This is a genomic window from Domibacillus aminovorans, from assembly GCF_001643235.1.
In the GTDB taxonomy this organism is placed as follows: domain Bacteria; phylum Bacillota; class Bacilli; order Bacillales; family Domibacillaceae; genus Domibacillus; species Domibacillus aminovorans.
In genome coordinates this window covers 22,943-46,954 of sequence record NZ_LQWY01000014.1, presented here as the reverse complement: position 1 = coordinate 46,954, position 24,012 = coordinate 22,943, and the positions used below count along the sequence as shown (strand labels likewise).

Annotated in this window: 30 protein-coding genes; 24 read left to right on the top strand and 6 right to left on the bottom strand. The window is 43.1% G+C overall.

What is annotated here, in order from left to right; genetic code table 11:
* Window positions 1-26: 26 nt before the first annotated feature.
* The 20 genes from AWH49_RS20300 (at window position 27) to AWH49_RS20665 (ending at window position 16,928) form a co-directional block, all read left to right on the top strand.
* Window positions 27-179, top strand: coding sequence for a hypothetical protein (locus tag AWH49_RS20300; protein WP_169815977.1), 153 nt, complete (start codon window positions 27-29; stop codon window positions 177-179).
* Window positions 180-200: 21 nt separating this feature from the next.
* On the top strand, window positions 201-4,487 hold the full coding sequence (locus tag AWH49_RS06845; protein WP_063965099.1) for a VldE C-terminal domain-containing protein: 4,287 nt from the start codon (window positions 201-203) through the stop codon (window positions 4,485-4,487).
* 1 nt (window position 4,488) lies between these two features.
* Window positions 4,489-5,121, top strand: a complete 633-nt coding sequence (locus AWH49_RS06840) for a LysM peptidoglycan-binding domain-containing protein (RefSeq protein ID WP_063965098.1) — start codon at window positions 4,489-4,491, stop codon at window positions 5,119-5,121.
* Between the two features lie 3 nt (window positions 5,122-5,124).
* Entirely contained in the window at window positions 5,125-5,457 is a 333-nt protein-coding gene (locus AWH49_RS06835; protein WP_063965097.1) for a phage baseplate plug family protein, read from the top strand.
* Window positions 5,444-6,253, top strand: a complete 810-nt coding sequence (locus AWH49_RS06830) for a phage protein (RefSeq protein WP_063965096.1) — start codon at window positions 5,444-5,446, stop codon at window positions 6,251-6,253. Before AWH49_RS06835 ends, AWH49_RS06830 begins: the two co-directional genes overlap by 14 nt.
* The gene (locus AWH49_RS06825; RefSeq protein WP_063965095.1) at window positions 6,253-6,582 is read left to right on the top strand and encodes a hypothetical protein; all 330 of its coding nucleotides are present in this window, start codon (window positions 6,253-6,255) and stop codon (window positions 6,580-6,582) included. Before AWH49_RS06830 ends, AWH49_RS06825 begins: the two co-directional genes overlap by 1 nt.
* Window positions 6,579-6,941 (top strand): contractile injection system sheath initiator, encoded by a 363-nt coding sequence (locus AWH49_RS06820; protein ID WP_063965094.1) that lies wholly within the window; start codon window positions 6,579-6,581, stop codon window positions 6,939-6,941. The genes AWH49_RS06825 and AWH49_RS06820 overlap by 4 nt, the downstream gene beginning before the upstream one ends.
* Window positions 6,931-8,103, top strand: coding sequence for a baseplate J/gp47 family protein (locus tag AWH49_RS06815; RefSeq protein WP_063965093.1), 1,173 nt, complete (start codon window positions 6,931-6,933; stop codon window positions 8,101-8,103). The genes AWH49_RS06820 and AWH49_RS06815 overlap by 11 nt, the downstream gene beginning before the upstream one ends.
* Window positions 8,096-8,791: a hypothetical protein gene (locus AWH49_RS06810; RefSeq protein WP_094777148.1), complete on the top strand. Its 696-nt coding sequence runs from the start codon at window positions 8,096-8,098 to the stop codon at window positions 8,789-8,791. Before AWH49_RS06815 ends, AWH49_RS06810 begins: the two co-directional genes overlap by 8 nt.
* 15 nt (window positions 8,792-8,806) lie before the next feature.
* Window positions 8,807-9,385 (top strand): phage tail protein, encoded by a 579-nt coding sequence (locus AWH49_RS06805; protein WP_063965092.1) that lies wholly within the window; start codon window positions 8,807-8,809, stop codon window positions 9,383-9,385.
* A 2-nt stretch (window positions 9,386-9,387) separates the two neighbouring features.
* On the top strand, window positions 9,388-9,930 hold the full coding sequence (locus AWH49_RS06800; protein ID WP_063965091.1) for a hypothetical protein: 543 nt from the start codon (window positions 9,388-9,390) through the stop codon (window positions 9,928-9,930).
* An 81-nt stretch (window positions 9,931-10,011) separates the two neighbouring features.
* Entirely contained in the window at window positions 10,012-10,560 is a 549-nt protein-coding gene (locus AWH49_RS06795; RefSeq protein WP_082862697.1) for a hypothetical protein, read from the top strand.
* Window positions 10,560-11,264 (top strand): hypothetical protein, encoded by a 705-nt coding sequence (locus AWH49_RS06790; protein WP_063965090.1) that lies wholly within the window; start codon window positions 10,560-10,562, stop codon window positions 11,262-11,264. The genes AWH49_RS06795 and AWH49_RS06790 overlap by 1 nt, the downstream gene beginning before the upstream one ends.
* A 135-nt stretch (window positions 11,265-11,399) precedes the next feature.
* On the top strand, window positions 11,400-13,100 hold the full coding sequence (locus tag AWH49_RS06785; protein WP_157723678.1) for a polysaccharide deacetylase family protein: 1,701 nt from the start codon (window positions 11,400-11,402) through the stop codon (window positions 13,098-13,100).
* Between the two features lie 75 nt (window positions 13,101-13,175).
* Window positions 13,176-13,634, top strand: a complete 459-nt coding sequence (locus tag AWH49_RS06780) for a phage holin family protein (protein ID WP_063965088.1) — start codon at window positions 13,176-13,178, stop codon at window positions 13,632-13,634.
* Window positions 13,631-14,323: an N-acetylmuramoyl-L-alanine amidase gene (locus tag AWH49_RS06775; protein ID WP_063965087.1), complete on the top strand. Its 693-nt coding sequence runs from the start codon at window positions 13,631-13,633 to the stop codon at window positions 14,321-14,323. Before AWH49_RS06780 ends, AWH49_RS06775 begins: the two co-directional genes overlap by 4 nt.
* A 443-nt stretch (window positions 14,324-14,766) precedes the next feature.
* Complete coding sequence (locus tag AWH49_RS06770; protein ID WP_063965086.1) at window positions 14,767-15,345, top strand: hypothetical protein; 579 nt, start codon at window positions 14,767-14,769, stop codon at window positions 15,343-15,345.
* Window positions 15,346-15,347: 2 nt separating this feature from the next.
* Window positions 15,348-15,920 carry a hypothetical protein gene (locus AWH49_RS06765; RefSeq protein WP_063965085.1) on the top strand — a complete coding sequence of 191 codons (573 nt, stop codon included), beginning with the start codon at window positions 15,348-15,350 and terminating at the stop codon, window positions 15,918-15,920.
* Window positions 15,921-16,194: 274 nt separating this feature from the next.
* Complete coding sequence (locus AWH49_RS19915) at window positions 16,195-16,362, top strand: hypothetical protein (protein ID WP_157723677.1); 168 nt, start codon at window positions 16,195-16,197, stop codon at window positions 16,360-16,362.
* Between the two features lie 275 nt (window positions 16,363-16,637).
* Window positions 16,638-16,928: a hypothetical protein gene (locus AWH49_RS20665; protein ID WP_063965084.1), complete on the top strand. Its 291-nt coding sequence runs from the start codon at window positions 16,638-16,640 to the stop codon at window positions 16,926-16,928.
* Here AWH49_RS20665 and AWH49_RS06755 read toward each other — a convergent pair.
* From AWH49_RS06755 to AWH49_RS06735, 5 genes are all read right to left on the bottom strand, one after another.
* Window positions 16,919-17,152, bottom strand: coding sequence for a hypothetical protein (locus tag AWH49_RS06755; RefSeq protein ID WP_063965083.1), 234 nt, complete (start codon window positions 17,150-17,152; stop codon window positions 16,919-16,921). The genes AWH49_RS20665 and AWH49_RS06755 overlap by 10 nt on opposite strands.
* A 129-nt stretch (window positions 17,153-17,281) precedes the next feature.
* The gene (locus tag AWH49_RS06750; RefSeq protein WP_063965082.1) at window positions 17,282-17,476 is read right to left on the bottom strand and encodes a hypothetical protein; all 195 of its coding nucleotides are present in this window, start codon (window positions 17,474-17,476) and stop codon (window positions 17,282-17,284) included.
* Between the two features lie 45 nt (window positions 17,477-17,521).
* Window positions 17,522-17,893 carry a hypothetical protein gene (locus tag AWH49_RS06745; RefSeq protein WP_063965081.1) on the bottom strand — a complete coding sequence of 124 codons (372 nt, stop codon included), beginning with the start codon at window positions 17,891-17,893 and terminating at the stop codon, window positions 17,522-17,524.
* Window positions 17,894-17,980: 87 nt separating this feature from the next.
* On the bottom strand, window positions 17,981-18,163 hold the full coding sequence (locus tag AWH49_RS06740; RefSeq protein ID WP_063965080.1) for a hypothetical protein: 183 nt from the start codon (window positions 18,161-18,163) through the stop codon (window positions 17,981-17,983).
* Between the two features lie 90 nt (window positions 18,164-18,253).
* Entirely contained in the window at window positions 18,254-18,487 is a 234-nt protein-coding gene (locus AWH49_RS06735) for a hypothetical protein (protein ID WP_063965079.1), read from the bottom strand.
* 166 nt (window positions 18,488-18,653) lie between these two features.
* Here AWH49_RS06735 and AWH49_RS06730 point away from each other — a divergent pair, with 166 nt between their 5' ends.
* Both AWH49_RS06730 and AWH49_RS21200 read left to right on the top strand, forming a co-directional pair.
* On the top strand, window positions 18,654-18,878 hold the full coding sequence (locus AWH49_RS06730; RefSeq protein ID WP_063965078.1) for a hypothetical protein: 225 nt from the start codon (window positions 18,654-18,656) through the stop codon (window positions 18,876-18,878).
* Complete coding sequence (locus AWH49_RS21200) at window positions 18,871-19,095, top strand: LexA family protein (protein ID WP_063965077.1); 225 nt, start codon at window positions 18,871-18,873, stop codon at window positions 19,093-19,095. Before AWH49_RS06730 ends, AWH49_RS21200 begins: the two co-directional genes overlap by 8 nt.
* 145 nt (window positions 19,096-19,240) lie before the next feature.
* Here the strand turns inward: AWH49_RS21200 and AWH49_RS06720 are convergent, their stop codons facing one another.
* Window positions 19,241-20,761: a recombinase family protein gene (locus AWH49_RS06720; protein ID WP_063965076.1), complete on the bottom strand. Its 1,521-nt coding sequence runs from the start codon at window positions 20,759-20,761 to the stop codon at window positions 19,241-19,243.
* A 342-nt stretch (window positions 20,762-21,103) separates the two neighbouring features.
* Between AWH49_RS06720 and AWH49_RS06715 the strand changes: the two genes are divergently transcribed.
* Together AWH49_RS06715 and AWH49_RS06710 are read left to right on the top strand one after the other, a co-directional pair.
* A complete protein-coding gene (locus tag AWH49_RS06715; RefSeq protein ID WP_063965075.1) occupies window positions 21,104-22,789 on the top strand; it encodes a spore germination protein in 1,686 nt (561 codons plus the stop codon).
* Window positions 22,779-24,008, top strand: a complete 1,230-nt coding sequence (locus tag AWH49_RS06710; protein ID WP_063965074.1) for a Ger(x)C family spore germination protein — start codon at window positions 22,779-22,781, stop codon at window positions 24,006-24,008. Before AWH49_RS06715 ends, AWH49_RS06710 begins: the two co-directional genes overlap by 11 nt.
* Window positions 24,009-24,012: the final 4 nt, after the last annotated feature.

Sequence of the window (24,012 nt, the reverse complement as noted above, 5' to 3'; positions counted from 1 at the left end):
AAACAAAGGCAATTCTGAAAAAAGAAGTGAATGAGGAATGGTTTTTCTATCGCCCTATTTTAGAGCGTGGCCTTTCTTATGCAGAAGCGGAACAGCTCTCCCGCTATCAATTGGATAAAGTCAATGCAGCGTACGACATTAAAATCGAGATGGAAAAGAAAGCGATCAACAAAAAATAAACAGACGAAAGGGGGGAGAGGATGGAATCTGTTCGTGATTTACTAGTTGATATTGGCATCCATGCCGATACATCACCGATTGCAGAAACACAGCGTCATTTACGAGAGTTGCAGCGGCAGATCGGCGGGTACGAAAGAACGCAAACAAGTGCAAACAACAACATTATTCGTTCGAATCAACGTCTGATTGACGAGACACAGGTGGTCAACCGGCAATTAGGAGCGCAAAGTGATGTCATTCGCCAATTAGCTCAAACAGCTGGCGGATCTGCGCGGCATATGGCGGACAGCTGGAACAGTATGAGCGGTGACATGCGTCGCTCGTTGGTACAGAATCATAACAACTTGGATAAGTATCGCCGGGTGTTGGCGGATGTAGAAGGCGATGTGTTCAAACTCAGCACGCAGATGGGGCATTACAGCGGAACGACCAATGACTTTATGCAAGACATTCGCAAGCTTGGGAAAGAGCATAAAAAAGCTTCTGATCAAATGATTAACAGCAATTTGGCAATGAGACAGGGCTTTATTCAACAGATCGCCACGATGAGCGCTATGAGCGGTCAGAGTGATAAAATCATCAAGAATTACGACCGCATGGGCAATGTCATGCTCAGTGTGAACAAACCGTTTCTTAGTATTACAAGCGGAATGGAGCGCATGGCCCGTGAAGCGAACGCGGCAAATTTGGCTCTTCAAATGCTTGGTCCAAATGCGAGTATGAAAGATTTAGCGGATCAAATCGCGTTGATTAATCAAGGGGTAATGCGCCAGCAAATGGTCCTCATGTTTGCGGCTGCTGCCTGGATTGCATTCACAGCTGTTGTAGCGAATGCTGCGCTCGGTCCTGATCCCGCAGAGGTCAAAGCAGAGCAAGACCTGATAAACAAGATTTACAAAGACGCGCTCGCGGATCGTATAAGTGAAATTAAATTATTCGCGAGTATTTTCCAAGATGTAGCGACGCCAAAAATAGATCCTGACCAGTTATCAAAAAATCTTCAAGAACAAGTCGTCATTATCCGTAATTGGTCAAGTAATTTAAAAACATTGGCTGGACGAGGCGTGAGTGATGCTATGATGGCTGAACTCCAAAAGATGGGGCCTTCTGCCGCTTCTGAAATTCAGGCGATGACTCAAATGACGCAGCCTCAATTAGATCAATATGTAAAAGATTTTCACCAGCGATATAAACTCATCACGAAACAAGCTACATCCGAACTCGCCAACTTAAAGAAAGAAACAGATAAACAAATAAAGGATTTGGAAGACAGTTTAATGCCGCTCGGTGTTGCCTGGGAGAATTTTAAAGGAACTTGGACGAAGGCAGTGGCACCGTTCGTTGAATTTTGGGGACAAATTGCTGCAACGATTGTGAATGTGGGTACCAAAGTAGGTGAATTTGTTCAACGTCTGAATGAAATTAGTCCGTGGTTTACAAGAATTGGCGGAATGTTTATCTACTTGGCATCAACGGCTCTTTTGATGCTCACGCCTTTAGCGGCAGGGATAGGCTGGGTTATGGGGTTAAAAGCAGCATTTGCCTCGATTATGCTCGTGATAGGTCCGCTTGTTCAAGGCCTGGGAGCCATGATGGGTACCGTCCTTCTCGTTTCTGGCGTTGTTCTTGGTCTAGGTGTTGCGTTTTATTTGCTGTGGACACGTTCGGATAAGTTTAAAGAGGGCGTCATTAATGGCTGGAATACGATTAAATCGTCAGCTGTTAGCGTATTTGGATTCATAAAACCGTACATCATGCAGGCGCTTGATACCATTGTGACGTTCGGGAAACAAAAACTGGATCAACTCCGTGCGTTTTGGGATGAAAATGGCACGCAAATCCTGCAAGCAGGGAAAAACGTGTGGACCGTCATTAGCACGGTGATTGGCACAGTTTTAGGTGTGATCTGGAAGGTCATGAAATTTGTGTGGCCTGCGGTGCTCCTGTTGATTAAATCTGTATGGGGCAACATCAAGGGTGTGATCGACGGCGCATTAAAAGTGATTATGGGCATTGTCAAAATCTTTACAGGGCTTTTCACATTAGATTTTAAACTAATGTGGGCAGGCATTAAACAGGTCTTTTTTGGAGCCATTCAATTTGTTTGGAATTACATTAACTTACTGATGTTCGGGCGTATTTTAAGTGCTGGAAAGCTCTTTATACAAGGGTTTAAAGGCGTATTCGTCGGGATGTGGACTGGAATACGTTCCGCATTTACAACCAGCGTGAACGTTGTGAAAAGTACGGTTTCTGACGGTTTTACAGCCATGAAATGGATCGGCGAAAGCATCATGAAAGGATTCAAGAATGCCATTAACGGGGTCTGGTTAGCCATTCATGGAAATTTTATGGGAATGCTTAGTCGTATCAAGTTAGCGGTAAAAACAGCCTGGGGAACGATGAGGGAAGAAACAAAAATAATATTCGGTCTGTTCAAGTCCGATATTGGAAAAGTGTGGGAAGGTATTGTCAAAGGAGCCAAAGACCTGCCGAAAAGAATTGGGGCTGGTATTAAAAGTGCTTCCGGAGATGTGACTGCCGGAGTAAAAGCGTTAGGTACTGATATTTTCAAAGGGATCAAGAAAATCATCGATGGTGTAACGGACGGTGTTAAGTGGGTTTTAGGCAAACTAGGCGCTGAATCGATTATGGGAGAATGGAAAATTCCTCAGTATGCTAACGGAACCAATTATCATCCCGGAGGACCCGCCGTGCTGGGCGACGGACGAGGATCGAATGCAGGACCGGAACTTTATCGCACTCCTCGTGGAGACATGGGATTAAGTCCGTCAACAAACACGATCATGAACCTTCCGAAAGGGACGCAAGTACTCTCTGCAACCAATACACGTAAAGTACTAGGGTCCATTCCAGCATACAATCAGGGCAATACTACTGTAGGAAATTTCATGTCTGGAGCTGGAAATGCCATTAAAAATACTGCATCCGGTGCATGGGACGGGATTAAAGATGCTGCCGGAAAAGTAAAAGATATTGGCGTAGATGTCTTTTCTTACTTTGGTAATCCATCCGGTCTTTTGGATAAAGTATGGTCCGGACTGGGCGTCGTGTTCCCTCAAATGAAAGGTGTTTTTAAAGACGTAGGATCTGGCGCTTTGAAAATGATTAAAGATGCGGCTGTCAACTTTGTGGGAGGAAAGTTACTCTCTTCGGGAGGATATACAAGCGGTATGGAAAAAGATCCGCATAAAGTCGGACGCGGAGCTGGTATGGGCGGCATGATGAAGTACGTTGAATACTGGTATAACCAGGTCAAAGACCGATTCGGGCCGACGCGTTTTATGGGTGGATTTGCGGATCGAGGCGTGGTGGGGAACTCAAACGTGAAAAGTATGCACGCATACGGACGCGCTTTTGATATTGGCGGTTCGCATGAAACTATGTCTAAAATCGCTGAATTCATGCGGCAAGTCAAAGATATTCAGTATGTTATTTATAACAGACGAATTTCAAGCTCTGGCGGCGCATGGCGTCCATATACAGGGTTGAATCCGCATACCGATCATGTTCATGCGGATTTTAAAGGTGTACAAATGCCTGCTGAACAGGCTCACAGCGGGGCTATTCCTAATGTTACGGGTGGAGCGGCTGCGTGGAGGCCCGCAATCATTCAGGCAGCTCAACGAATGAATGAAGCGGTAACACCGGCACAAGTACAGGGGATCATTGCACAGATTGATCGAGAATCCAAAGGGAATCAAAGAATCTTCCAAAGTCCTGCTGTTAATGACATTAATATGAGAAATGGAACGCCGGCACGCGGTTTGCTTCAATATATACCGTCAACTTTTAAGAATTACATGGTAAAAGGACATTCTAATATTTTATCCGGAATAGACCAGCTCATGGCGTTCTTTAATAATACGAATTGGCGGCGTGATTTACCTTATGGAAAAAGAGGATGGGGGCCGACAGGCGCCCGGAAATATGCAAACGGCGGCATCGTGACGAGAGCGCACATGGGGCTTGTCGGTGAAGCTGGGCCAGAGGCCATTATCCCGCTCAGTGCTGCAAGACGAGCTAGAGGATTAAGTTTACTTTCAAAATCCGCGTCTGCAATGGGTGTAGGCATTACTGCAGGTGATCATTTACCCGCTGAATCGTACAGTCCAACAAATAGCGCTGGTTCACGTAATATTACCCTTACGTATAGTCCGGAAATAAACATCACGGTACCTGCAGGTGGAAATGTGAGCGAAAGCATTAAACAACAGGTGGAAAGTCAGCTTGAAGCGCATTACAAAAAATTGCAGGCATTACTGCTTAATCCGGAGGGGGTATAAGATGGCCAGACTTGGACCAATTAATCTTTCGATTGAATCAGAAGGGGATTCCAGCTCCATCGAAGCGACCACCTATCCCGTTGAGCGAAGTGAATCGTACACGGACCATATTATCACCAAGCCGGATGACTTTTCGTTGTCCGGCTATATTTTAGGCCCGAATTATGTGAGGGACAAGCAGTATTTAAAAGACGAAATGAAAAAAGGGACGGTGTTCACGTATGTGGGGCGGAATATTGCCAAACAGGTGATCATTCTTTCCATCGATGGGAATATGCATTCAAACATCGCGAATGGGTCTGAAATCAGTATCAAGCTGCAAACGGTCCGCTTTGCAGCGTCGCCGTGGAAAAAAGTGAAAAGCACCGGAGAGAAAAAGCCGGTTGACACAAAGCCTGAAGCAACAAAAGAACTGTATCACGTTGTCAAAGCGGGCGATACCTATTCATCTTTAGCGAAGAAATACAACACCACTGTGAAACAGCTGCAAGAGTGGAATAAATACCCGCCAACGAAAATCCCGGTTGGTGTAAAGTTACGCGTCGGCACCATCGGGCAGGGATCGAATGCGTATTCAACAACAAATGGCATCGGTCAGGGTGCAAGCTCCGGATCAACAACAGGAGGGAACTGACAGATGATTTATATCCCGATCGAAAAGGATTATTTGCCTGAAGAATTTGAGATTCAGTTGGCCGGGGAACAATTTGTTCTAGGAATTAATTATAACGAATCCTTTGATTTCTTTACGGTCGATTTATACGATGCGGCCCGGAATCCGATTGCGCTTGGTGAAAAAATGATTCTCGGGCAATATTTGTGGCAAGATCAACCGGATGCACGATTGCCTGCACCGGCGCTTCTGCCAATCGATACATCAGGGAAAGAAGGGCGCATCACCTTTGGTAATTTAATGGTGACAACGTTTTTGACCATAGATTCGGAGGTTGATGTGATTGACGAATCCTAATTACATTTTTAAACGGGTCACGATTATAGACATTCAAGGTCTCAATTGGAACACCACATTTAACGGAAATGATTTTCACATTACGTTTGAAGTGCCTTTTGATAGTGATACGGCGCCTAATGAAATCACGGTCAATATTTATAACCTAACGAAGTTATCTGTCGGCCGGTTAGGAAAAGGCATGAGCGTATCCGTGCAGGCCGGGTATGTGGGAAATTATGGGGTGTTATCCCGTGGGAAATTAACCTCTATTCGCACGTATCGAGAAGGTGCGGACCGAATCACGGAGCTGAAAATCATTGACGGGATGGATGTCTCTGCAAAGACGGCTGAAAAAAACATCACATTCAAAAAAGGGGTGCTCGGAGAGGTCATCATCAAGAAATTGGTGGATTTGCTCGGATTGCGCTTGACTGAATTGAAGCTCCCTGACAACAAACCCTATCCAAAAGGCTATATCGTTTCCGGTAAGTTAATGAACCATTTGATCACAGTAGCGAAAGATTGCGGCGCGTCCGTGTTCTGGAAACGGGGAAACCTAGTCATCCGCTCACTGAAGGAAGCAACCTCTGAAATCTGTTTTCTTTCTGAAGATACCGGTTTGATTGGTTCACCTGAATATTTCGCGGACGATAGCGGGAAAGGGTATCGAGCCAAAAGCCTATTGCAGCATAAAATCACACCGGGCGTATTGGTCGAATTTAAAAGTCGGACATCGAACGGGCAATATCGAGCGCGAAAAGGGAAACACGTGGGGAATGGTTCAGAGTTTATCACAGAAGTGGAGGTGATCTGATGGCAGAAGATACGAATTTTTTCGAGCGTTATGCGGCACAAATTGGTGCACAAATACATGTAGCTGCACCTGCACGCGTCGTGAATGTCTATGGCACAACGAGCGCGGACGTGCAAACGCTGTATAAAACAGAAGAGGGTGACGGGCACTTTATCCTGGCCGCTCCCATATTAAAGCACGTCGGTCTTGTGTCAGAGGGTGATGTGGTCTATGTGTCCTTTGCGGACAGACCGCTCGATCATATGAACGGAAACAAATCGTTTGCGCCAGAGTTTTCAGACCGTCACCGTGTCATAGATGGGGTCGTTATAGGGGTGTTTCCATCATGAGGGCGCCAAAGTTAGTGGATGGAGATTTAGTTTTTGAAAACAATGAATGGATTTTTGTTGAGGGTGATGAAGAACTTGCTCAATCCGTCGAGGATGTTTTGCAAACGCGGAAAGGTGAGTTTTTTTTGGAAGCAGAACATGGGCTTTCGTATGATCATCTGCTTGGGAAACGGGCTGATCAAGCCGAAGCGCGGGATGACATCATTGAAGCCATTTCACAGGAAAATAGAATTCAGTCGGTGACAGATGTTCGAATCATCGATGATAAAGGAAAGCGGAACCGCTCGGTTTCTCTTGCGTTAGAAAAAGAGGACGGCACAAAAATGGCGTTAAGGGAGGTGCCGGTCGATGCTGGATAAAAATGGTTTCAAACGAAAAACATATGCGGAATTAATTGATGATATGGGGATTAAATCACGGGAGTTATACGGGGAAAACACCAACATCAGCCCACGGAGCCCGCTTGGTATCATCATTCGTTTGTTCGCTTATTTTTTATCTGTCGTGTGGGAATTATCCGAACAGGTATACAACGCCGGATCTGTAAGCAAAGCAGATGGAGTGAGCTTAGATCGGCGCGTGAAAAATCGCGGCATCACTAGGGAATTAGCATCGGAGTCGATGGTTTTGCTCACCTTCACGGGTATGCCTGGCTTTGTCATCCCTGAACAAAGACAATTTTCCACGGAAACAGACATCTATTTTTATCTGATTGAAGATGTCACGTTGGATGAAACAGGAAACGGAGCAGGGCAAGCTGTATCCGTCGAAAAAGGCGCTTATACAAAAGTTGGGGAAAATACTATCACCGTCCAGGTCGAGCCACTAAGCGGTGTAACGAGCGTGAATAATCCAGGGCCAGCAGAAGGCGGACGGGATGTAGAAAAGGACGAGGCACTTCGCGCGCGTTATTTCAAGCAAGTGGAAGGAGCTACAACCATCCCAGGTATGCGCTCTAAGCTCCTTGAACTACCGGGAATTCAGGCGGTCAACATCGTCGAAAATGAAAAAAACGTCGCGGATGCAGACGGCCGGCCGCCGCACTCATTTGAAACCTATGTGCTCGGTGGAAATGATCAAGAAATTGCGGAAACGATCTTTCGGAATAAAGCTGGGGGGATTCAGCCTTATGGAGCAATTGAAAAAACAGTATTAGACGATGGCGGCTGGCCAAAAAAGGTAGGTTTTACCCGCGCTGAAGTGGTGAATGTTTCGATTAAGGCGACGTTAACGACAAATAGCGCTTTTGGATCAAATGGTGCAAATCAGGTCCGGACCTTGCTTGTATCCTATATTGGTGGAGAGGACGCGGATCAAACCCTCTATCCTGGTTTGAGCATGGGAATTGATGTGGTTCTGTGGCGATTAAGTCATCAAATCGCGAAGGTTCCTGGTGTCAGTGATCTTCAATTGACCGTTTCTGCAGATGGCATAAACTATACGGCATCTAACATAGATATCCTGCCGCTTCAGGTCGCTCGTACAAAGGCGGCCGATATTGAGGTGATCTTGATTGCTTAAGTTGTTTACGCTGGAAGACATTCTTTATCGCCTGACAGATCGGTGTAAAAAAAATAAGAATAGCAATCTCGGAAAAATGATGCAGATTTTTTCCGATGAATTGGAGCTGCTGCAAGAAACGAATATCCGAATTGAAGAATGGCGGGAAATTGACAATGCAGAAGGGCTCGCGCTGGATGAGATCGGGGAAGATTTGAAGCAGCCGCGAGGGATTGCGGCGGATGAAGTATACCGTGTCTTATTGAAAGCGAAAAGCGCGGGCAATCAATCAAACGGGGACATTAACAGTTTGATCCGCGTGATCTCCATTGCATTAAATGTGCGGCCGTATGAAGTGAAAATCTACGAGCTATGGGATGATACGCCCGAGCATTACTTTATTTCGCCACATCAATATTCAACCGTTGAAAAAAACGAACCAAAGCCAGCGGCTATTAAAATTAATAGCTTCCCGATTGAACGGCTGAATGAAACGGCACTTTCTCCGAATCATTTTTATAAATTGGTCCGGAGCAGTATGTCCGCAGGCGTTGAATTGGAAGAGCTGGTGCTGGAAGGGACGTTTGAATTTGGTGATATGGATATGGAAGAAGATGAAACGAAAGGATTCTCGGATATAGAAGGAGAAATCGGTGGCTATTTAGGTATTGCTTTCTCATCTGACAATGAAATTGATTTGCCGATTTAAAGAGGAGGTGTAGGCGTGGGATTTGAAAAACCGTTACCGCAATGGAATGCTGCAGGTGCAGAACCACCAAGTTCATTAAGAAATGAAGGCTGGAAAGTACGTCAGAGACCACCTGCCGATTATTGGAATTGGTTTATGAGCAGGACGTACCTTGCTTTACTCGAACTACAGCAGGACGCTATTCATAAAGACAATTTGAAAGATGCCACGACAACGGTTAAAGGGATTGTGCAGTTATCCAGCTCTACAACGAGTTCTAGCGAATTGTTAGCAGCAACGTCAAAATCCGTGAAAGCGGCATACGATCTTGCGAATGGAAAAGAGTCTCCGGCGGGAGTGATTACGAAAATCGAACAAACTTCTTTTAAAAAATTCAAGAGCAGTAAAGATGCAAACGGGATTTTTACAACCATAGAGTATCGGCGTAAATTGGATAACACACTAGCTGTCAGAGCCGTTTTAAGTGGCGGAACAAGCCCTAAATACACAACAAGAACGATTACGTACTATGCGGCAAACGGTACGACTGTGGCAAAAACAGAAGTCTTTATGCTGTCTTATGATGCGGACGGCGTTCTGATGAGTGAGGTGTAAGAATGATTGAGATTAGTGAACATGGCGGCAGTTTTGCAGGGGGAAGGGGTGGTGTTAAGAAAATTCAACACATTACCGCAGGTTGGGATCACAATGGTCAATTATCAAAATTCGTGACGATCGAAAAAATTAATCGAGATAATGCCTATATTATCATCCATTCCCCCAACGGTGACGTGGGCAATGGGTATCACGCTTTTCATGCCTCTTTAGATATTGCGGGAAACGGGGATTCTTTGGTGTGGTTTGGGCGGCATTATTATGGACAAATAAGCGACCCTATGCACGTAACGGTTGTTGAAATGGAAAAACTTAAATCGAAACAAATAGGTACGGACGTTGCCGAAGCCACTGGGGATATGCCGATCACGTTTTCCGCGGTCAATCCTGCCAAAACGATTATTATTGTCAGTGTGTCTTATGAGTTTGCAGGAAGTACCTACAAAAAGCATCATTACGGGGTTATAGTGTCCAGTACGACCGCCACTATAATCAATGTGTTGAATGGCGCGCAATATTACTGGCAAATCATCGAGTTTGATTAGGGGACATAAAGAAAATAACCACGCTTTTCAACTAGGATGGTTGAAAAATGAAGTTAAATAATATGGATCTGAGGTGACGAAATGGCACAACACACAAGCGCTGTATTATTAACAGACGGGGCAGGTCAGCCTATTCCGCAATATTTAGATACAGCCGATAAAACGGATTCTCCACAAGGGACATTTAAGCCGCTTACGAAAAATCAACCTGTGCAGCTGGCAGGCATTAGTATTCCAGGTGGGCTTCCTGTGGATTTACAAGGGGCGAGTATATCAGCGGATTCGCTTTCGATAGAAAATGTACAATTCAAGACGCAGGAAGTTACGTTTCATGATGCCGTAACTGCAGCGGGTGAAGGTACACCCTTCACTGTAGGAGCTTACAAAACGTTGACGGTCGAATTATACGGATCGTCTGCAGCGAGAGAAATCAAGTTTTACGGGGTATCGGCCAGCGGGATCAAGAGATCGATTCAGGGAATTAACCTGCAGTCGCTCACATTCGCATCAAGCACAACCGGAACAGGTGAGATTTGGTCGTTTGAAATCACAGGACTGGAAACCGTCATCGTCGAAGTGGTGTCAGTTACCGGGGGCGCGGTTATGGTAAAAGGCAAGGCGGTGGCATAATGGCCGATCAAATCGCGAGAGTGTTAGCAAAGCAAGCAGCAGATCAAGTGAATAGCCTGGATCAAAAAATGGAGAGTGTATACGATTTGGTTTATACACCGCCTGGTGCAATCCTTGCTTTAAATCCTAATGTCTCGGTGAAGGAATACGGTGATCTGATAGACTCCATTCTTTTGACAGGCACTATCACGCGGAATTTAATGGACGTGACGAAGGTAGAATTTTATAGGGGGGCAGCATTGCTCCAAGCGGTGAATAATCCAAGCGCTCAAGGCGGCACATTTACGTACACAGAAAATACTGACGTGGCGGACACAGTGACATTTAAAGTGAAAGCCTATGATGAAAAAGGATCGGCTGAAGCGTCCAAAACAATTACTTACGTCTATCCGATGTATGCAGGAAGCGAGGCGGCTGCAAGCCCGACCGCTGCACAGGTCAAGGCGCTCACAAAACTGGTGAAAACAAAGAGCAATACGGCGCACGCGTTCACGCTGTCGGACAGTCGCTTTGTTTTTGCGTATCCGCAGTCGTATGGACTGCTTACTTCCATCACGGATGCAAATGGATTTGAAACGATCGGCGCATACACCCGGACCACTGTTACGATCACAGGGCTGGACGGGATAGCGGTGCCGTACTACGTGTACACGCTGAACAACCCGACGAGCCAAACGAAATTCACCAATACATTTAAATTTTAAGTAAGGAGGGGATTATTCATGGCTGGAATCCCTTTATCCAGTGGTTTTGATCTTAATTCTGGCATACCGCTGGATTCTCGCACAGTTTTTAACACGCTGACCGAACGGGACGCGTTACCGAGCGGGCGGCGTTACGTGGGCCTATCCTGCTACGTGACAGAAGAGAACCGCAGCTATCGCCTGGTGGATGGCATCACAAATAACGATTGGCAGGATATTTCCAAGCTGGAAGATCCGGACTTCTCAGCGGGAAGTTATGAGCTGCCGGGGGAAGATGTTAATTTATATCGCATAAAGAGCAAAGGGATCACGCATACCGTCGTTGAAATCGCATCACCTGACCCGAATGTGAACGGGGGAAATGAGGCCACTATCGCCCTTATGAGGGAAGTAGACGGCGAATCGGGCGGTCCGGAATTTGTTGACATTTACAACAATGGGTATGAGGATTCCAGGCAAGCGGGTATTCGGATTCAATCACGCGGAACTGGGCAGCTACGTCCATTCGTCATTGATTTTTTCAATGGCGTCACGCGTACCGAAACGTTCAGAACCCTTCCAAATGGCGAATCTCATTTTAAGGGCGAGTTGTTCCTAAATGGCGAGCCGCTCACGCCTGGCGGTCAAGGTGGGGTGGGTGTGCCGTTTGATCCGGTCAATACAGAAGGCGTAGTGCTGCTCACGGGGTCTGATTTTGGTGGTTGGGTCAAGCGGTACGGCGACCGGATGGAAGCAGATACGGTGAACAGAAAACACGCGCGGCAGGGCGTCAAGATCCTGATGGCAGCAGGTGACGCGAACATGACGGCGATTCGTAACAACTATTTAGCTCCGATTGATCTTTCCCGCACGGCAACGATCCGCGTGAATCTGTTCGTGGTCAATGCTCACAATATTGTGGATCTTGAATTGTATTTTGCGGAGACAGCAGATTATACAAACTTCATTTCCTATCGAATCGGAGAGGGTAAGCTTTCCGAGGGCTGGAACGAGCTCATTATTGATACAGCTAGTTATATAGTCGAGGGTGTGGCCGACTTAACCACAGCAAAAACATCCATGCAGATCCGGGGCATTCCAGCAGAAACAGGCGGCTGTGAACTTACTTTTGATAGCATCGTTGGCTACAAAAAAGGCAAGGCGAAAGCTATTTTTACGTTTGATGACGGTTGGCTATCGCAATATACAAAGGCGTTCCCGCTTCTTCAAGCACGCGGATTCAGGGGAAATATTGGCGTGGTACCTACTTGGATAGATGAAATTGTTGATCCTGCTTACGAAAAAGTGATGTCGTACAATCAATTGGCTCATCTTTATGAGTACGGATGGGATCTTTTCAATCACACGTACAGCCATCCAAACTTGAACAACGGCACAGTGGCGGTCGCCGTTTCACAGGTTGAACAGTGCCGTGATTGGCTGAACAATGAGGGCTGGACACGGGCGTCTGAAATATTGGCCTATCCTTACGGGGGCCATATAAACATTGCGGCAAATCCTGACTTCCGAAACGTATTACGCTATGCCCGTTCTTTAGTTGAGGGGATCGACTCAAACGTCATACCGGACAAAATGCGCGGGAAAACGCGAAATCTGATTGATGGTGTGACACCCGCTTCTGTTATCACGGACATTGATACAACCATTGAGGCAGGTGGAACCATCGTGTTTACCAATCACCTTATCGCAGATACGCCGCCTGCAGATCCATATGGCATGTACTATTCAACAGCCAATTTTACGCAGATTCTCGATTACCTGTACACGAATCGGGATGAAATCGAAGTCATTACATTGTCTGAATGGGTTCGTTATATGGAAAGTGTACAAATGTAAGTATTTAAAAAATAATCGTGTCTATGTAAGGGCGTCCATTCCGGGCGCCTTTTTAAATGACAAGGAGGTAATAGTATGGGAGGCGTTGATTTGGATCATTTGGAAGTCGTGCAGCTGTATTTATTTGGCGATGTGAAGTTTTTAGATTTATTATTAATATTGATGGGGATTGATATTGTCACAGGGATATTTAAAGCTGTGAAGAACGGCAATTTGTGGAGCCGAAAAAGCTTGTTTGGATATGCTCGCAAGCTGCTGGTTTTCGGGGTGATTATCATGGCTAACATTATCGATCAAATCCTGGGTTTAAACGGGGCGGTTACCTATGCGACGGTTCTTTTTTATATCGCGAATGAAGGATTGTCAATCGTTGAAAACCTCGCAGAGTTGGACGTGTTAATCCCAGCACACATCGCAGAGCGTTTAAAAGTTATTGAAACAAGCGATAGGGATTCGCTTGTTCAGCAGATAAAAGAAGAAATCGCTGGTAGCAAGGTGGATGAGGAAATCAACAAGAAGGAGGGCTTGAAGTGAGTAAAGAAATCATAGTTGTCATCGATTTTGGACACGGTCTTCCTGATCCAGGTGCAGTAAAGTATGGCCAAGAATATCAATATGCAGCATCGATTGGCCGTGAAATTGCAAAGCGCCTGCCGGATAACGTGAAGATTGTGTTCACCCGTACATCTGACAAAGCGTTAAGTAAGGATAAAAGCCGGGATTTAGCGGCACGTTGCGCAGTATCGAACGAAGCAGGTGCAAAGCTATTTGTTTCGATCCACCTGAACGCAGGCGGGGGCACAGGTTACGAAACGCTGGTTTATTCTCCAAATGAAGAAGCAAACATTGTTCATGCGGAAATTAAAAAAGTGTTGGATAAGTACGGTGTAACAGACCGAAAAATCAAAGTACGCAAAGATTTAGCTGTATTAAATGGCACGAAAGCCACAGCCTTATTGCTGGAAATGGCGTTTATTGATAACAAAAAAGATATGGAGCTGTTAAACAATCAGGAGTACTTTAGTACGCTATGTCAGGCAACAGCTGACGGTATTGCAAAATCGGTAGGTGTCGCCCCTAAATCGGCAAAAGCGGCCACGATCACGCTTGGAAAGTACCGCATTTTCACTGGTGTTTTTGACAGCAAGGAATCGGCCGAAGAAGCTGCAGCTCTCATTAAAGAAAAAGTCGGCTTGAATCCGTTTATACGAAAAGAAGAATAATAAACACGAGCATGCCCTGGTTACGTTTTTGCGGCCGGGGCTATTTTTCGTTCATTTGATTTTCACTTTATCCCAACACTCATTTTAGTATTTTGAAACGTTTAAACACAGTAAATTTAATGAATACAAATAGACTATTTTCGACACTTTATTTAGTTTACAGCTTAAATTTATCATTAAAATATTAACTAATTTGTAATATAAACTACTTAAATGTAAAAAAATATGAAAAAATGTTGTGTATGTACCCAATTACCTGTAACATATTACCTGTAATATAAACACAAAGATAATTGGAAAGGAGAAAGATAAAAAAATATTAATGATCATTAACTCAATCCTAGTTCCACTAATCATGTTTTATCTTTAGCTTATCGTGTTTAGATTTAAGTTTCTTCATTTCGATTTTTAAAAATTTAAAAGCAAGGGGATAATCGATTAAAATGTTTTCAAAATTAAAAATATTGGGAAGTTTAATAATGTTGCTTAGTCTTTTTGGAGTGTTATCTTCTAATCAAGCATCTGCTCATACTGTTACTGAAACCGGAAGCGAATCAAGAGGATTTGTGGTAACTAGTCATACGATTGACGGTCGAACTACTACGTTCTATTATACCTTTACCACAGAACAATTTTGGAAAGATCGGATGGACACTGGTAGATACTATCTTAATAGTGAGACCAATGGTAAGTTAACAGCATCAAATTATCTACCACAAAATGCAACTAACTTTGTAGAGGACGTAACATACTATAATTCTGGATGGGTAGCACGGACTCTTTCGAATGTATCTGGACAACATAAAACAATGTGGATCATGCAGTTTAACGCTGCTTACCAAAATGATTTTCCAGCTGCTCAATGGAGCCGGATTGCTCAACACGAGCTGGGGCATGTATTCGGATTAAAAGACTTAACATATCAAGTAAACATTAACCGATTAATGTGGCAATCCGCTGGAAACTACGCGGGGTTAACACAAAATGAAAAATACGGATTAGGACACATTTGGGGGTATTAATCATGAATAAAAAGAGTAAATATTTATTGTCAGTTATAGGTGTATCTCTAACGTCTCTTGGGATATATGGATTTTATGGTGGGGAAGAGCAAAATACCACAACTAAAGAGTTGCCAAAGCAAGAAGTAAAAGTGGCCGAGCAAGAAGTAAAAGTGGCCGAGTTAGAATCGAAATTAACCGTAGAAGCAACTTTTCCTTCATATAATCTTGAAGAACTCAACCAAAAAGCAGATTTGATTATTGAAGGAAAACCAACCGCAGTGTTAGATAGCTATATGGTCGATGAAAATGTGCCTTTCACAAAATTCGCTTTTAAAGTTAATAAAGTGTATAAAGGTGATATAGACAAAAGTAAAGAGATTGAATTTTTACAAGATGGAAACAGTGAGATGGTATTTGAAGACCACCCATTATTAAAAGTTGGTAAAAAATATATACTATTTTTGAGAAAATCCGAATTAGGCGACTTAATTATGGTTGGTGGGCCAGCTGGTAAATTTGAATATAAAGAGTCACTAAAAGCGTATGAAGACAATTCAGGTGTCCAATTGGATGAAAATTTGACACTCAAATAAGGAGTAGATTGTTATAAAAAAAGCGTTAGCAACATCTATAATCATTTTATTATTTGTCGCGGGATGTTCCAATACTGAAGAGTCTAAAAATGCTGCTAAAGAGAACAATAATACTGCTGAAGAGAACAATAATATTGGGGAACATACAGGTTATACTAGTGAAGAGTCCTATGCTGCCGTTGTTGTAATTAACGGACAAGATTATATAGGTCAAGGTTTAGTATCTAACGATGAATTTACGGTAAAGGAACAGGTAGGCAAAGTTAAAAAGAAAGTGGAGCAAGAAAAACGTCCATCAGAAAATTGGAGTTCGAATGCCTTTGAGGAAGGAACTAAAATTTACTCTGTTAATGAAAAAAGTGATGTTTTTTTAATCGAAGTTGGAGGCAATGAATATACAATTCTTACTCAAACAGGAGTACATGCCGAAGAAAATGAATAACTGTTGTTTTTTTCATTAAAAAAGCTATAAAAAAGGAACCGAACTATAGAGCGAAACAAAATAAAAACACCTTAAAAGCAGCTTTAAAGCTGCTTTTTTGTCTTTAGACAATCCACTTTAAGGATTAGGATCAAATTTTGATCAATCTTTTTTCAAAACATACTCTTTCTTTTTGTTTATTTATCAAGGTTATTAGTACTAATTTGATCAAACTTTATTTTGAAAAAAGGAAAATATGTTCGGTATAGTTGTAAAAAAAGAAGGGAGCTGCTGAAATGAATGGATTGCTGCTTACGTCGAAAGAAGAGAAAATGTCAATTGAGATCATGTATATGGCTGCGGATAATACGATCACGAAACGACGTATTATTGTCACAAGTAGGGCTGACAACTATATTAAGGCCTATTGCTTCACCAGAAAACAGAAATGGACGTTTAAGCTTGAGAGCATTTTAGCAACTGTGAAACCAGCTAAAGGGAAATGGCGTAAACTACTTTCACCTATAGTACTCAATAGGAAAAAGTTAATGATACAAAAAAGACCGGCCGAAGCCAGTCATCCTTGATCGTTAATCACCATTGGCAAAACTTGAACCTTCATTTCCTTCCAGTTATCAAAATTAATTTCCTCTTCATGATACCAATCCAACATACCAGGATCCCACTCATTACCGTCATCAACAATGCATTTTAAAATCTCACTAAAAAAAAGGGGTTCAGTCACTATTTTCTTTTGGATATTCCATAATCGAAATAAACCGTGATGCTTGACTGCTTCGAGCAATATCAACTTGACCAGCTCCTTTCCCTTTAGTATAACTATCCTTCAATTAATCTAATGTAAAGATTAGGTGAATTTAATTTTATATTAACAATAATGAAAAAACTGCCTGCTCATAAAGAGTGGACGGGATTTTATTTAGTACAATTTTTGCATAAACGGATACTTTTCCAAAATAAACTCGAATGTCCCTGCGTCTTGAACACCTTCGTTTTTCGGCGATGAGCCGCAAACTAAATGATAAATTGTATTTATATGAGATAACGCAACAAAATCTTTCACCTCTAACACTTTTCCGCATTTATTACAGCGCATTAATCCGAGTACATTCATTAGATTATCTCCTTTTCTTCTATTATATAAACGAATGAAATTTACTTACTTCGGAAAAACATCTGACCAAGAAATTCGCTTTCTTATAAACGTCATGCTGGGTTCATGTCTGCCGCGCAAAGCATTATATGTTTTAGCGCTTCTTGTATTCAATTGATCTGATCGTTGTCTAAGCCACTGGACAAGCGCATGATTGTCCATCAAAAGAAATTTCTTATCTACAAAATTATGGGTAGGATCGTGCTCTTTTCGCCAATCAGAATAAGTAATCTCCATAATACGTAAAAAAGTTTTTCGCGTGGGCAAATAAGATTCATTATCCATCTCATGAGTATACGGAAACCGACCATTTTTTTCGCGAAAATCAATGATGGATTGTTCGATTTTTTCTGGTATCCATTTTGTATTTGTTTTCATCAATATCACTCCCTTAGACCCATTATAAATGGAAGGGGCGGGAGTGTTTGTAAAGATTAGGTAAAGAAAAAGACCGGTCGTAGCCAGTCATACAAGATATTTCCCAATTATGTCTTCAAAAGAGCCGATTTCAATTACTTTTTCTCCTGGTAAAGGCATCGATCCACAACTAAAATGGACAACGGAATGTATCTGAGATATTCCGACATACTCATCGCCCTTAATCATATTTCCGCAATTCGGGCAAGTCATTACAATTTTCTCTGCCATGAACTCAGCTCCTTTTCTTCTATTGTATAAGGAAGCGAAGAGGATTTTTGTAAAGATTAGGTAAATAAAAAAGACCGGCCGCAGCCGATCTTATATCATCATTCCGTTACACATATCATGCACCTGATCTAATCTAGCGGTTAAGATTTCTGCCTTCACAGGTTCATTAAGCTGAGCGCATAATTTTATATAACTCATCATAAACATTTCATCATGGCCATTGTCCACGCAATCTGTCCAAAATGCAGCTTGCTGTTTGATATGGTCTTCATTCAGCTTTTCTTTCAAAACTTTGCCTTCGTTAAAAAACAATCCATTAATCATAAATATCACCTCTAACGCTAATATACCCAATAAATAAGACAGGCGTTTTACAGTATGGTAACATTTCCATAAATTTTCAGTGGAAATGAAAATATATGCTTGTTTTTTTCTTGGCTAAGGAACGCTTGTTCTGTATAATAATATATTAAAGAAGGGGGCTACTAAAATGAACGGATTATTGTTGATGTCGTTGGAAGAAAAAATGCCAATTGAGATCATGTACATGGCTGCGGATAATACAATCACGAAACGACGTATTATCGTAACAGCTATTAATCAGGATTATATTAAGGCCTATTGCTTCACCAGAAAGCAGAAGAGGACGTTTAAGCTCGAGAACATTTTAGCAGTTGCCAAACCACGCGAAAGGAAAGTGGCCAACTATGCCTAAACCCTTGACTGAAAGACGACAAAAAATATTTGATTATATCTGTAGTTATATTGAACAAAATAATTATTCACCGTCAGTAAGAGAGATCGGAAAGCATGTCGGTCTTGTATCTACATCTACAATACAGTGGCATCTCGATCGATTGAGAGCAGATGGATATGTGACTTGGCAAGATGGGAAGCCGAGGACGTTGAGATTGTTAAAACAAATCGGATAAATAATAGTATGGAAAGTGAAAGTCCTTTTATATAAAGGGCTTTTATTTATTTCAATATTATATAGAAGAAAGGCGATATCCCTCTAAATTAGAGGTTATCACCCCTTATTATTGAAATAAATAGGGGCGAACACCCCTACTTATGTTATTTACGTTTAGTACTATGCCACGGATAAGGATCTTCACTAATTGGTATATCAACGGAAATGGGTGCGTTTTTCAGCCTACATTGCAGTTCCAAATGATCCCGATGCAATAGACCAGAAGGGAATAACCGTCCGATTAATTGCGCTTTTTCAAGCGGTGTTAATTCTGTTTCAAATCCTTCTGCTGCTTCGAACAATTCATAAATACTTTCATAACCATCTACTTGTCCTTTTAGCAGCAAGATCTTTGCTTCCAGATCCTCGTTTTGTATAAGCAAGTTGTCTAATTCATTTTTTATTTGCAGCTGTTTCTTTGAAAGTGAATCTTTGCTAAACAAACCATCTAGGAAGAGATCAAGTAAATTGTCTAGCTTTTCATTTAGCTTAGAAATGTTTTTGGTGTTTTGATTAAACTGATTCTCCATGAAGGCCACTTTTTCATCATCATATTCAATGTCTATATATTTTTTTGCTTGTTCTTCACCGGATAGAATAGCTTTTATCGCTTGGATAATTTTATGTTCAAAACGGACTGTGTTAATGCTGATGTCGCACACAGTTTCATCTTTAAGACGTAGTTGTCGGCCGTGTTTTAAATAATAACGCGGCGCAGTTTTTGTACCGTGAGCAGTTAAATTTATTTTCCGTCCGCATTCTCCACAGACAATATGCGTACGTCTTAAAATATGCAGATCATTTTTTTGTCGGCTGGTTACTTTATACTGTGATCCTCTTTTAACTCGCTCTTCCTGAATTTGCTTCCACGTTTCCTCAGTTCGCAGCGGAGGATAAATTCCTTCAATTGTGATCGTTTCGCCATTCGAAAATGTTTTTTCCATCACACCATGAAACGCCTTTGAAACCAGGCGTCTATGCACCAGTGTCTCATTCCATAGATGACCGGAAGGCGTACGGGAAATCTTATTTAATTCACTGGCGATCGAACTCATACCCAGCTGCTTCTTTAAGTACAACTCATCAATAGTGGGGATCACCCAAGACCATTGTTCATCTAGCTCATATTTCTGTTCATCCTTATTGTATTTATAACCGAGAGGTGCTTTGCCCCAGCCTTTTCCTTCACGCATTCTCTGGCGTTTTCCACGCATCATGCGGCGTACAATGGATTTCTTCTCACGTTTAGCAATGAGATTTTTAATATCACTAATAAACTCTTCATCCTCATTTGTCAGGTCGGTGACTGAGCCTGGTTCAGCGATTTTAACACCGTTATCTCTCAAGGTGGATTTTAGGTATTCCCAGGCGATTGTATCAAGCCGAGAGAGCCTGTCCTGGTCAATACAGAGTACGACATCGATCCGTCCTTCTTCCACTATATCTAAAAGTGCGTTTAAGCCCTGTTTATCGAGCTTACCACCACTGTCCACATCTTTGTATTCACCGATGACTTTCCAACCCTGGCTGCGAGCGTAGCGGCTTAATTCAGTATGCTGTGCAGCAAGAGAGTAACGATCTTCCTGCATCTTTGTTGAAACGCGAATGTATATTGCTGCTCTCATTCTATATCACCTCATTATCAGCTTTTAACAAAACGAAGTATTATTCAATCCTCATTTGAATACAAGAGGGCGTTGAAGACATTCATAACTAGAAGTTAGAAATACAAATGTGTATTACTGTAAATATAAAAATCCTTTCAGAACGTTTTTTCTCGGAATATATGTTCTTTTAAGTGTACAAGAAAACCCCTTCTTATAAAAGGGAGGAGTTGATGAGAATTAATGTGCGTTTTCGTATAGACCAAAGTGATCTCCTCTTTTCCATTCAAACAACCAATATGTATAAGCGGGCAAGTACCTGGACAGAATGGATGAAAAAAGAAAGAAAGGTAATTTAATACGATGCTTTCATTCTTTAAACAAAAGAAAAACAGAAGCAATCCACAACAGCCAAAAGAAGAGATCTATGCACATAAACAAAAGAAAAACAGAAGCGATCCACAACAGCCAAAAGAAGAGATCTATGCACAGAAGTCTTCTGTCATGATCGACTTTTCTCTCTCCAAAAATCTGGAGGACATCAAACGAATCACTGGAAACAGCCCGGATATTGTCATTCGAAAAGTCAAAATCGGCGATCAGGCAAAAACGGACGCAGCGGTTCTTTTTGTGAAAGGACTCGTAGACAGTCGAGCCGTGGACGAATTCTTCATTGAGTCGATCATGAAGAGCAATCATTTACAGGAAAAACGTACTCCTGAAGACCTGATGGGTCTGATCACGGATGAGGTCATTCCGCTCGGTCAAGCTCAATCGATGCGTAACCAGGAGGAAATCGTCGACTCTTTAATGGCGGGCAATACCCTCATTCTGATTGATGGAATCGACGAAGTGCTGACAGCTGGTACACAGGGCGGGGAAAAACGAGCCATTCAAGAGCCGACGACGCATATTTCGATCCGTGGATCCAAAGAAGGGTTTACGGAAACCAATGAAACAAACATCGCCATGGTTCGCCGGATTATTAAAAGCCCGGATTTATGGGTAGAATCGATGACAATCGGACAAGTGACGAAAACAGACGTTTCCATTATGTACCTAAAAGGCGTAGCGAAAGAGGACATCGTGCAAGAAGTCCGTACACGATTAAATAGAATTGACATTGACGGCATCCTTGAATCGGGCTATGTCGAACAATTGATTGAAGATCAGACCATGACGCCCTTCCCGACGATTGATAACACGGAAAGGCCCGATATGGTCGCGGCCAATCTTCTGGAAGGAAGGATCGCGATTTTGATTAACGGAACGCCGTTTGTGCTTCTTGTTCCCGCTCTTTTCGTTGGATTTTTCCAGACTATTGAAGACTATAGCAGCCGTGTTGATATCGCCAATGGCCTCCGCTTTTTACGCGTCCTTGCTTTCTTTATTTCTCTTGTGGGACCCGCTCTTTACGTAGCGGCAACGACCTTCCATCAAGAGATGATCCCGACCCAACTGGTCTTTATTATTGCGGCCCAACGGGAAGCCGTGCCGTTTCCAGCCGTTGTCGAAGCGCTTATTATGGAATTAACCTTTGAAATTTTACGTGAAGCGGGGCTCCGTCTGCCAAAAGCGATCGGGTCGACCGTCTCGATCGTAGGGGCTCTCGTCATCGGACAAGCGGCTGTGCAAGCGGGGATTGTATCCCCGGCCATGGTCATTGTCGTCTCCGTTACCGCCATCGCCAGTTTTGCGACACCTGCTTATGGGATGGCCATTTCTGCCCGTTTGATTCGATTTGCCTTTATCATCAGCGCGGCCACCTTTGGCTTTTTCGGCTTAATTCTCGCTTTCTTTCTGATGATTGTTCATTTGTGCGGCTTGCGTTCATTCGGGGTTCCGTATATGAGCCCGTTTGCGCCATTCTCTCCGTCCGATTTCAAAGAGACGTTTTTTCGAAGACCTTTATGGGCAATGAACGAAAGACCACGGATGGCCGTTGGGAAGAATGTAACACGTCAAGGCGAGAACCAGAAGCCGCAGCCTCCCCTCTCTCGTGAGATGATCATGACAGACCAGAAAGAAGGTGACACGCATGAATCGTAAAGGGATGTTTCTTTTTTTGCTGATCATAAGCGTTTGTTTCCTTTCTGGATGCTGGAGCAAAAGAGAATTAACCGATCTCGCCTTTATCTCTGCTTATTCCCTTGATCTAACTGAAGAGGGAAACTATGAAGCGACTGTACAAGTGATTAGTCCAGGGAACATCACCAGTGGACTTCAAGGCGGAGGTGGGGGGTCATCCTCTCCACCCGTTATTGTGTATTCGGTCACAGGAGAAAACTTGAGTGATATGGACGCCCTGATCACCAAAAAACTCTCCCGAACGCCTTATTACGCCCATACCGATCTGGTCGTTATTAGCGAGGAACTGGCCAAAAAAGAAGGGCTTCCGCCCATCCTGGATGAGCTTGACCGCGACATCGAATTCCGGACGACGACGACGGTCGTCATCGCGAAGGAGACAAAAGCGAAAGATTTACTCACAACATTGACAGGGACGGATCGAGTACCTGCGACAAACATTGTAAAAATGCTGGATACGACAGAAAAAGCTCTAGGTGAAAACGTACGTGTCAATGTTCATGAGTTAATTACTCAAGTCACCTCCAAGGGGAAAGAACCGGTTTTGCCTGGTTTCACATTAAAAGGGGATCCTATGCAGGGGAAAACGGTGAAAAGCGTTCAATCAACGGAACTGGAAGCGGCTCCGGAAGCGGATGGATTGGCCATGTTTAAAGAAGGAAAGCTGATTGACTGGATAGAAGGGGAAACAGCGCGAGGAACGCTGTGGACACTGGATAAAATCAAAACTACAATAGTCAGCACAAGTTGGGAAAAAGAGAAAAAAGCCATTGCCTATAAAGTGATGCGTCAAAAAACGAAGGTCTCTGCGACCCTTACAAAAGGAAAGCCAAAACTATCGATTTCAACGCGAGCAGAAGGAGATATTGCGGAAGTAAAAGTGCCGGTGGATCTGACGGATCCGCACGTCATTAAAAAGATTGAAAAGGAGCTTGAAAAAGAAATCAAGAGCGAAATCGAAAAAGCGGTCCAGCAAGCGCAAAAAGACAAATCGGACATTTTCGGGTTTGGCGAAGTGGTGCACCGTACCGATCCAAAAGCGTGGAAAAAGCTTGAAAAGGAGTGGGATGACCGTACGTTTGCGGAATTAGACGTCGACGTAAAGGTTGAGGCGCTTATACGCCGCACGGGATTAGTCAACAACTCCCTTCATACAACGTTGAAAAAGGAAGAGAAGTGATCAG

Excerpts from the sequence above, each read along its gene's own strand:
- AWH49_RS06845 (WP_063965099.1), top strand. The coding sequence starts at position 201 with ATGGAATCTGTTCGTGATTTACTAGTTGATATTGGCATCCATGCCGAT.
- AWH49_RS06840 (WP_063965098.1), top strand. The coding sequence starts at position 4,489 with ATGGCCAGACTTGGACCAATTAATCTTTCGATTGAATCAGAAGGGGAT.
- AWH49_RS06835 (WP_063965097.1), top strand. The coding sequence starts at position 5,125 with ATGATTTATATCCCGATCGAAAAGGATTATTTGCCTGAAGAATTTGAG.
- AWH49_RS06825 (WP_063965095.1), top strand. The coding sequence starts at position 6,253 with ATGGCAGAAGATACGAATTTTTTCGAGCGTTATGCGGCACAAATTGGT.
- AWH49_RS06820 (WP_063965094.1), top strand. The coding sequence starts at position 6,579 with ATGAGGGCGCCAAAGTTAGTGGATGGAGATTTAGTTTTTGAAAACAAT.
- AWH49_RS06815 (WP_063965093.1), top strand. The coding sequence starts at position 6,931 with ATGCTGGATAAAAATGGTTTCAAACGAAAAACATATGCGGAATTAATT.
- AWH49_RS06800 (WP_063965091.1), top strand. The coding sequence starts at position 9,388 with ATGATTGAGATTAGTGAACATGGCGGCAGTTTTGCAGGGGGAAGGGGT.
- AWH49_RS06795 (WP_082862697.1), top strand. The coding sequence starts at position 10,012 with ATGGCACAACACACAAGCGCTGTATTATTAACAGACGGGGCAGGTCAG.
- AWH49_RS06790 (WP_063965090.1), top strand. The coding sequence starts at position 10,560 with ATGGCCGATCAAATCGCGAGAGTGTTAGCAAAGCAAGCAGCAGATCAA.
- AWH49_RS06780 (WP_063965088.1), top strand. The coding sequence starts at position 13,176 with ATGGGAGGCGTTGATTTGGATCATTTGGAAGTCGTGCAGCTGTATTTA.
- AWH49_RS06770 (WP_063965086.1), top strand. The coding sequence starts at position 14,767 with ATGTTTTCAAAATTAAAAATATTGGGAAGTTTAATAATGTTGCTTAGT.
- AWH49_RS06765 (WP_063965085.1), top strand. The coding sequence starts at position 15,348 with ATGAATAAAAAGAGTAAATATTTATTGTCAGTTATAGGTGTATCTCTA.
- AWH49_RS20665 (WP_063965084.1), top strand. The coding sequence starts at position 16,638 with ATGAATGGATTGCTGCTTACGTCGAAAGAAGAGAAAATGTCAATTGAG.
- AWH49_RS06750 (WP_063965082.1), bottom strand. The coding sequence starts at position 17,476 with ATGAATGTACTCGGATTAATGCGCTGTAATAAATGCGGAAAAGTGTTA.
- AWH49_RS06745 (WP_063965081.1), bottom strand. The coding sequence starts at position 17,893 with ATGAAAACAAATACAAAATGGATACCAGAAAAAATCGAACAATCCATC.
- AWH49_RS06740 (WP_063965080.1), bottom strand. The coding sequence starts at position 18,163 with ATGGCAGAGAAAATTGTAATGACTTGCCCGAATTGCGGAAATATGATT.
- AWH49_RS06735 (WP_063965079.1), bottom strand. The coding sequence starts at position 18,487 with ATGATTAATGGATTGTTTTTTAACGAAGGCAAAGTTTTGAAAGAAAAG.
- AWH49_RS06730 (WP_063965078.1), top strand. The coding sequence starts at position 18,654 with ATGAACGGATTATTGTTGATGTCGTTGGAAGAAAAAATGCCAATTGAG.
- AWH49_RS21200 (WP_063965077.1), top strand. The coding sequence starts at position 18,871 with ATGCCTAAACCCTTGACTGAAAGACGACAAAAAATATTTGATTATATC.
- AWH49_RS06720 (WP_063965076.1), bottom strand. The coding sequence starts at position 20,761 with ATGAGAGCAGCAATATACATTCGCGTTTCAACAAAGATGCAGGAAGAT.
- AWH49_RS06715 (WP_063965075.1), top strand. The coding sequence starts at position 21,104 with ATGCTTTCATTCTTTAAACAAAAGAAAAACAGAAGCAATCCACAACAG.
- AWH49_RS06710 (WP_063965074.1), top strand. The coding sequence starts at position 22,779 with ATGAATCGTAAAGGGATGTTTCTTTTTTTGCTGATCATAAGCGTTTGT.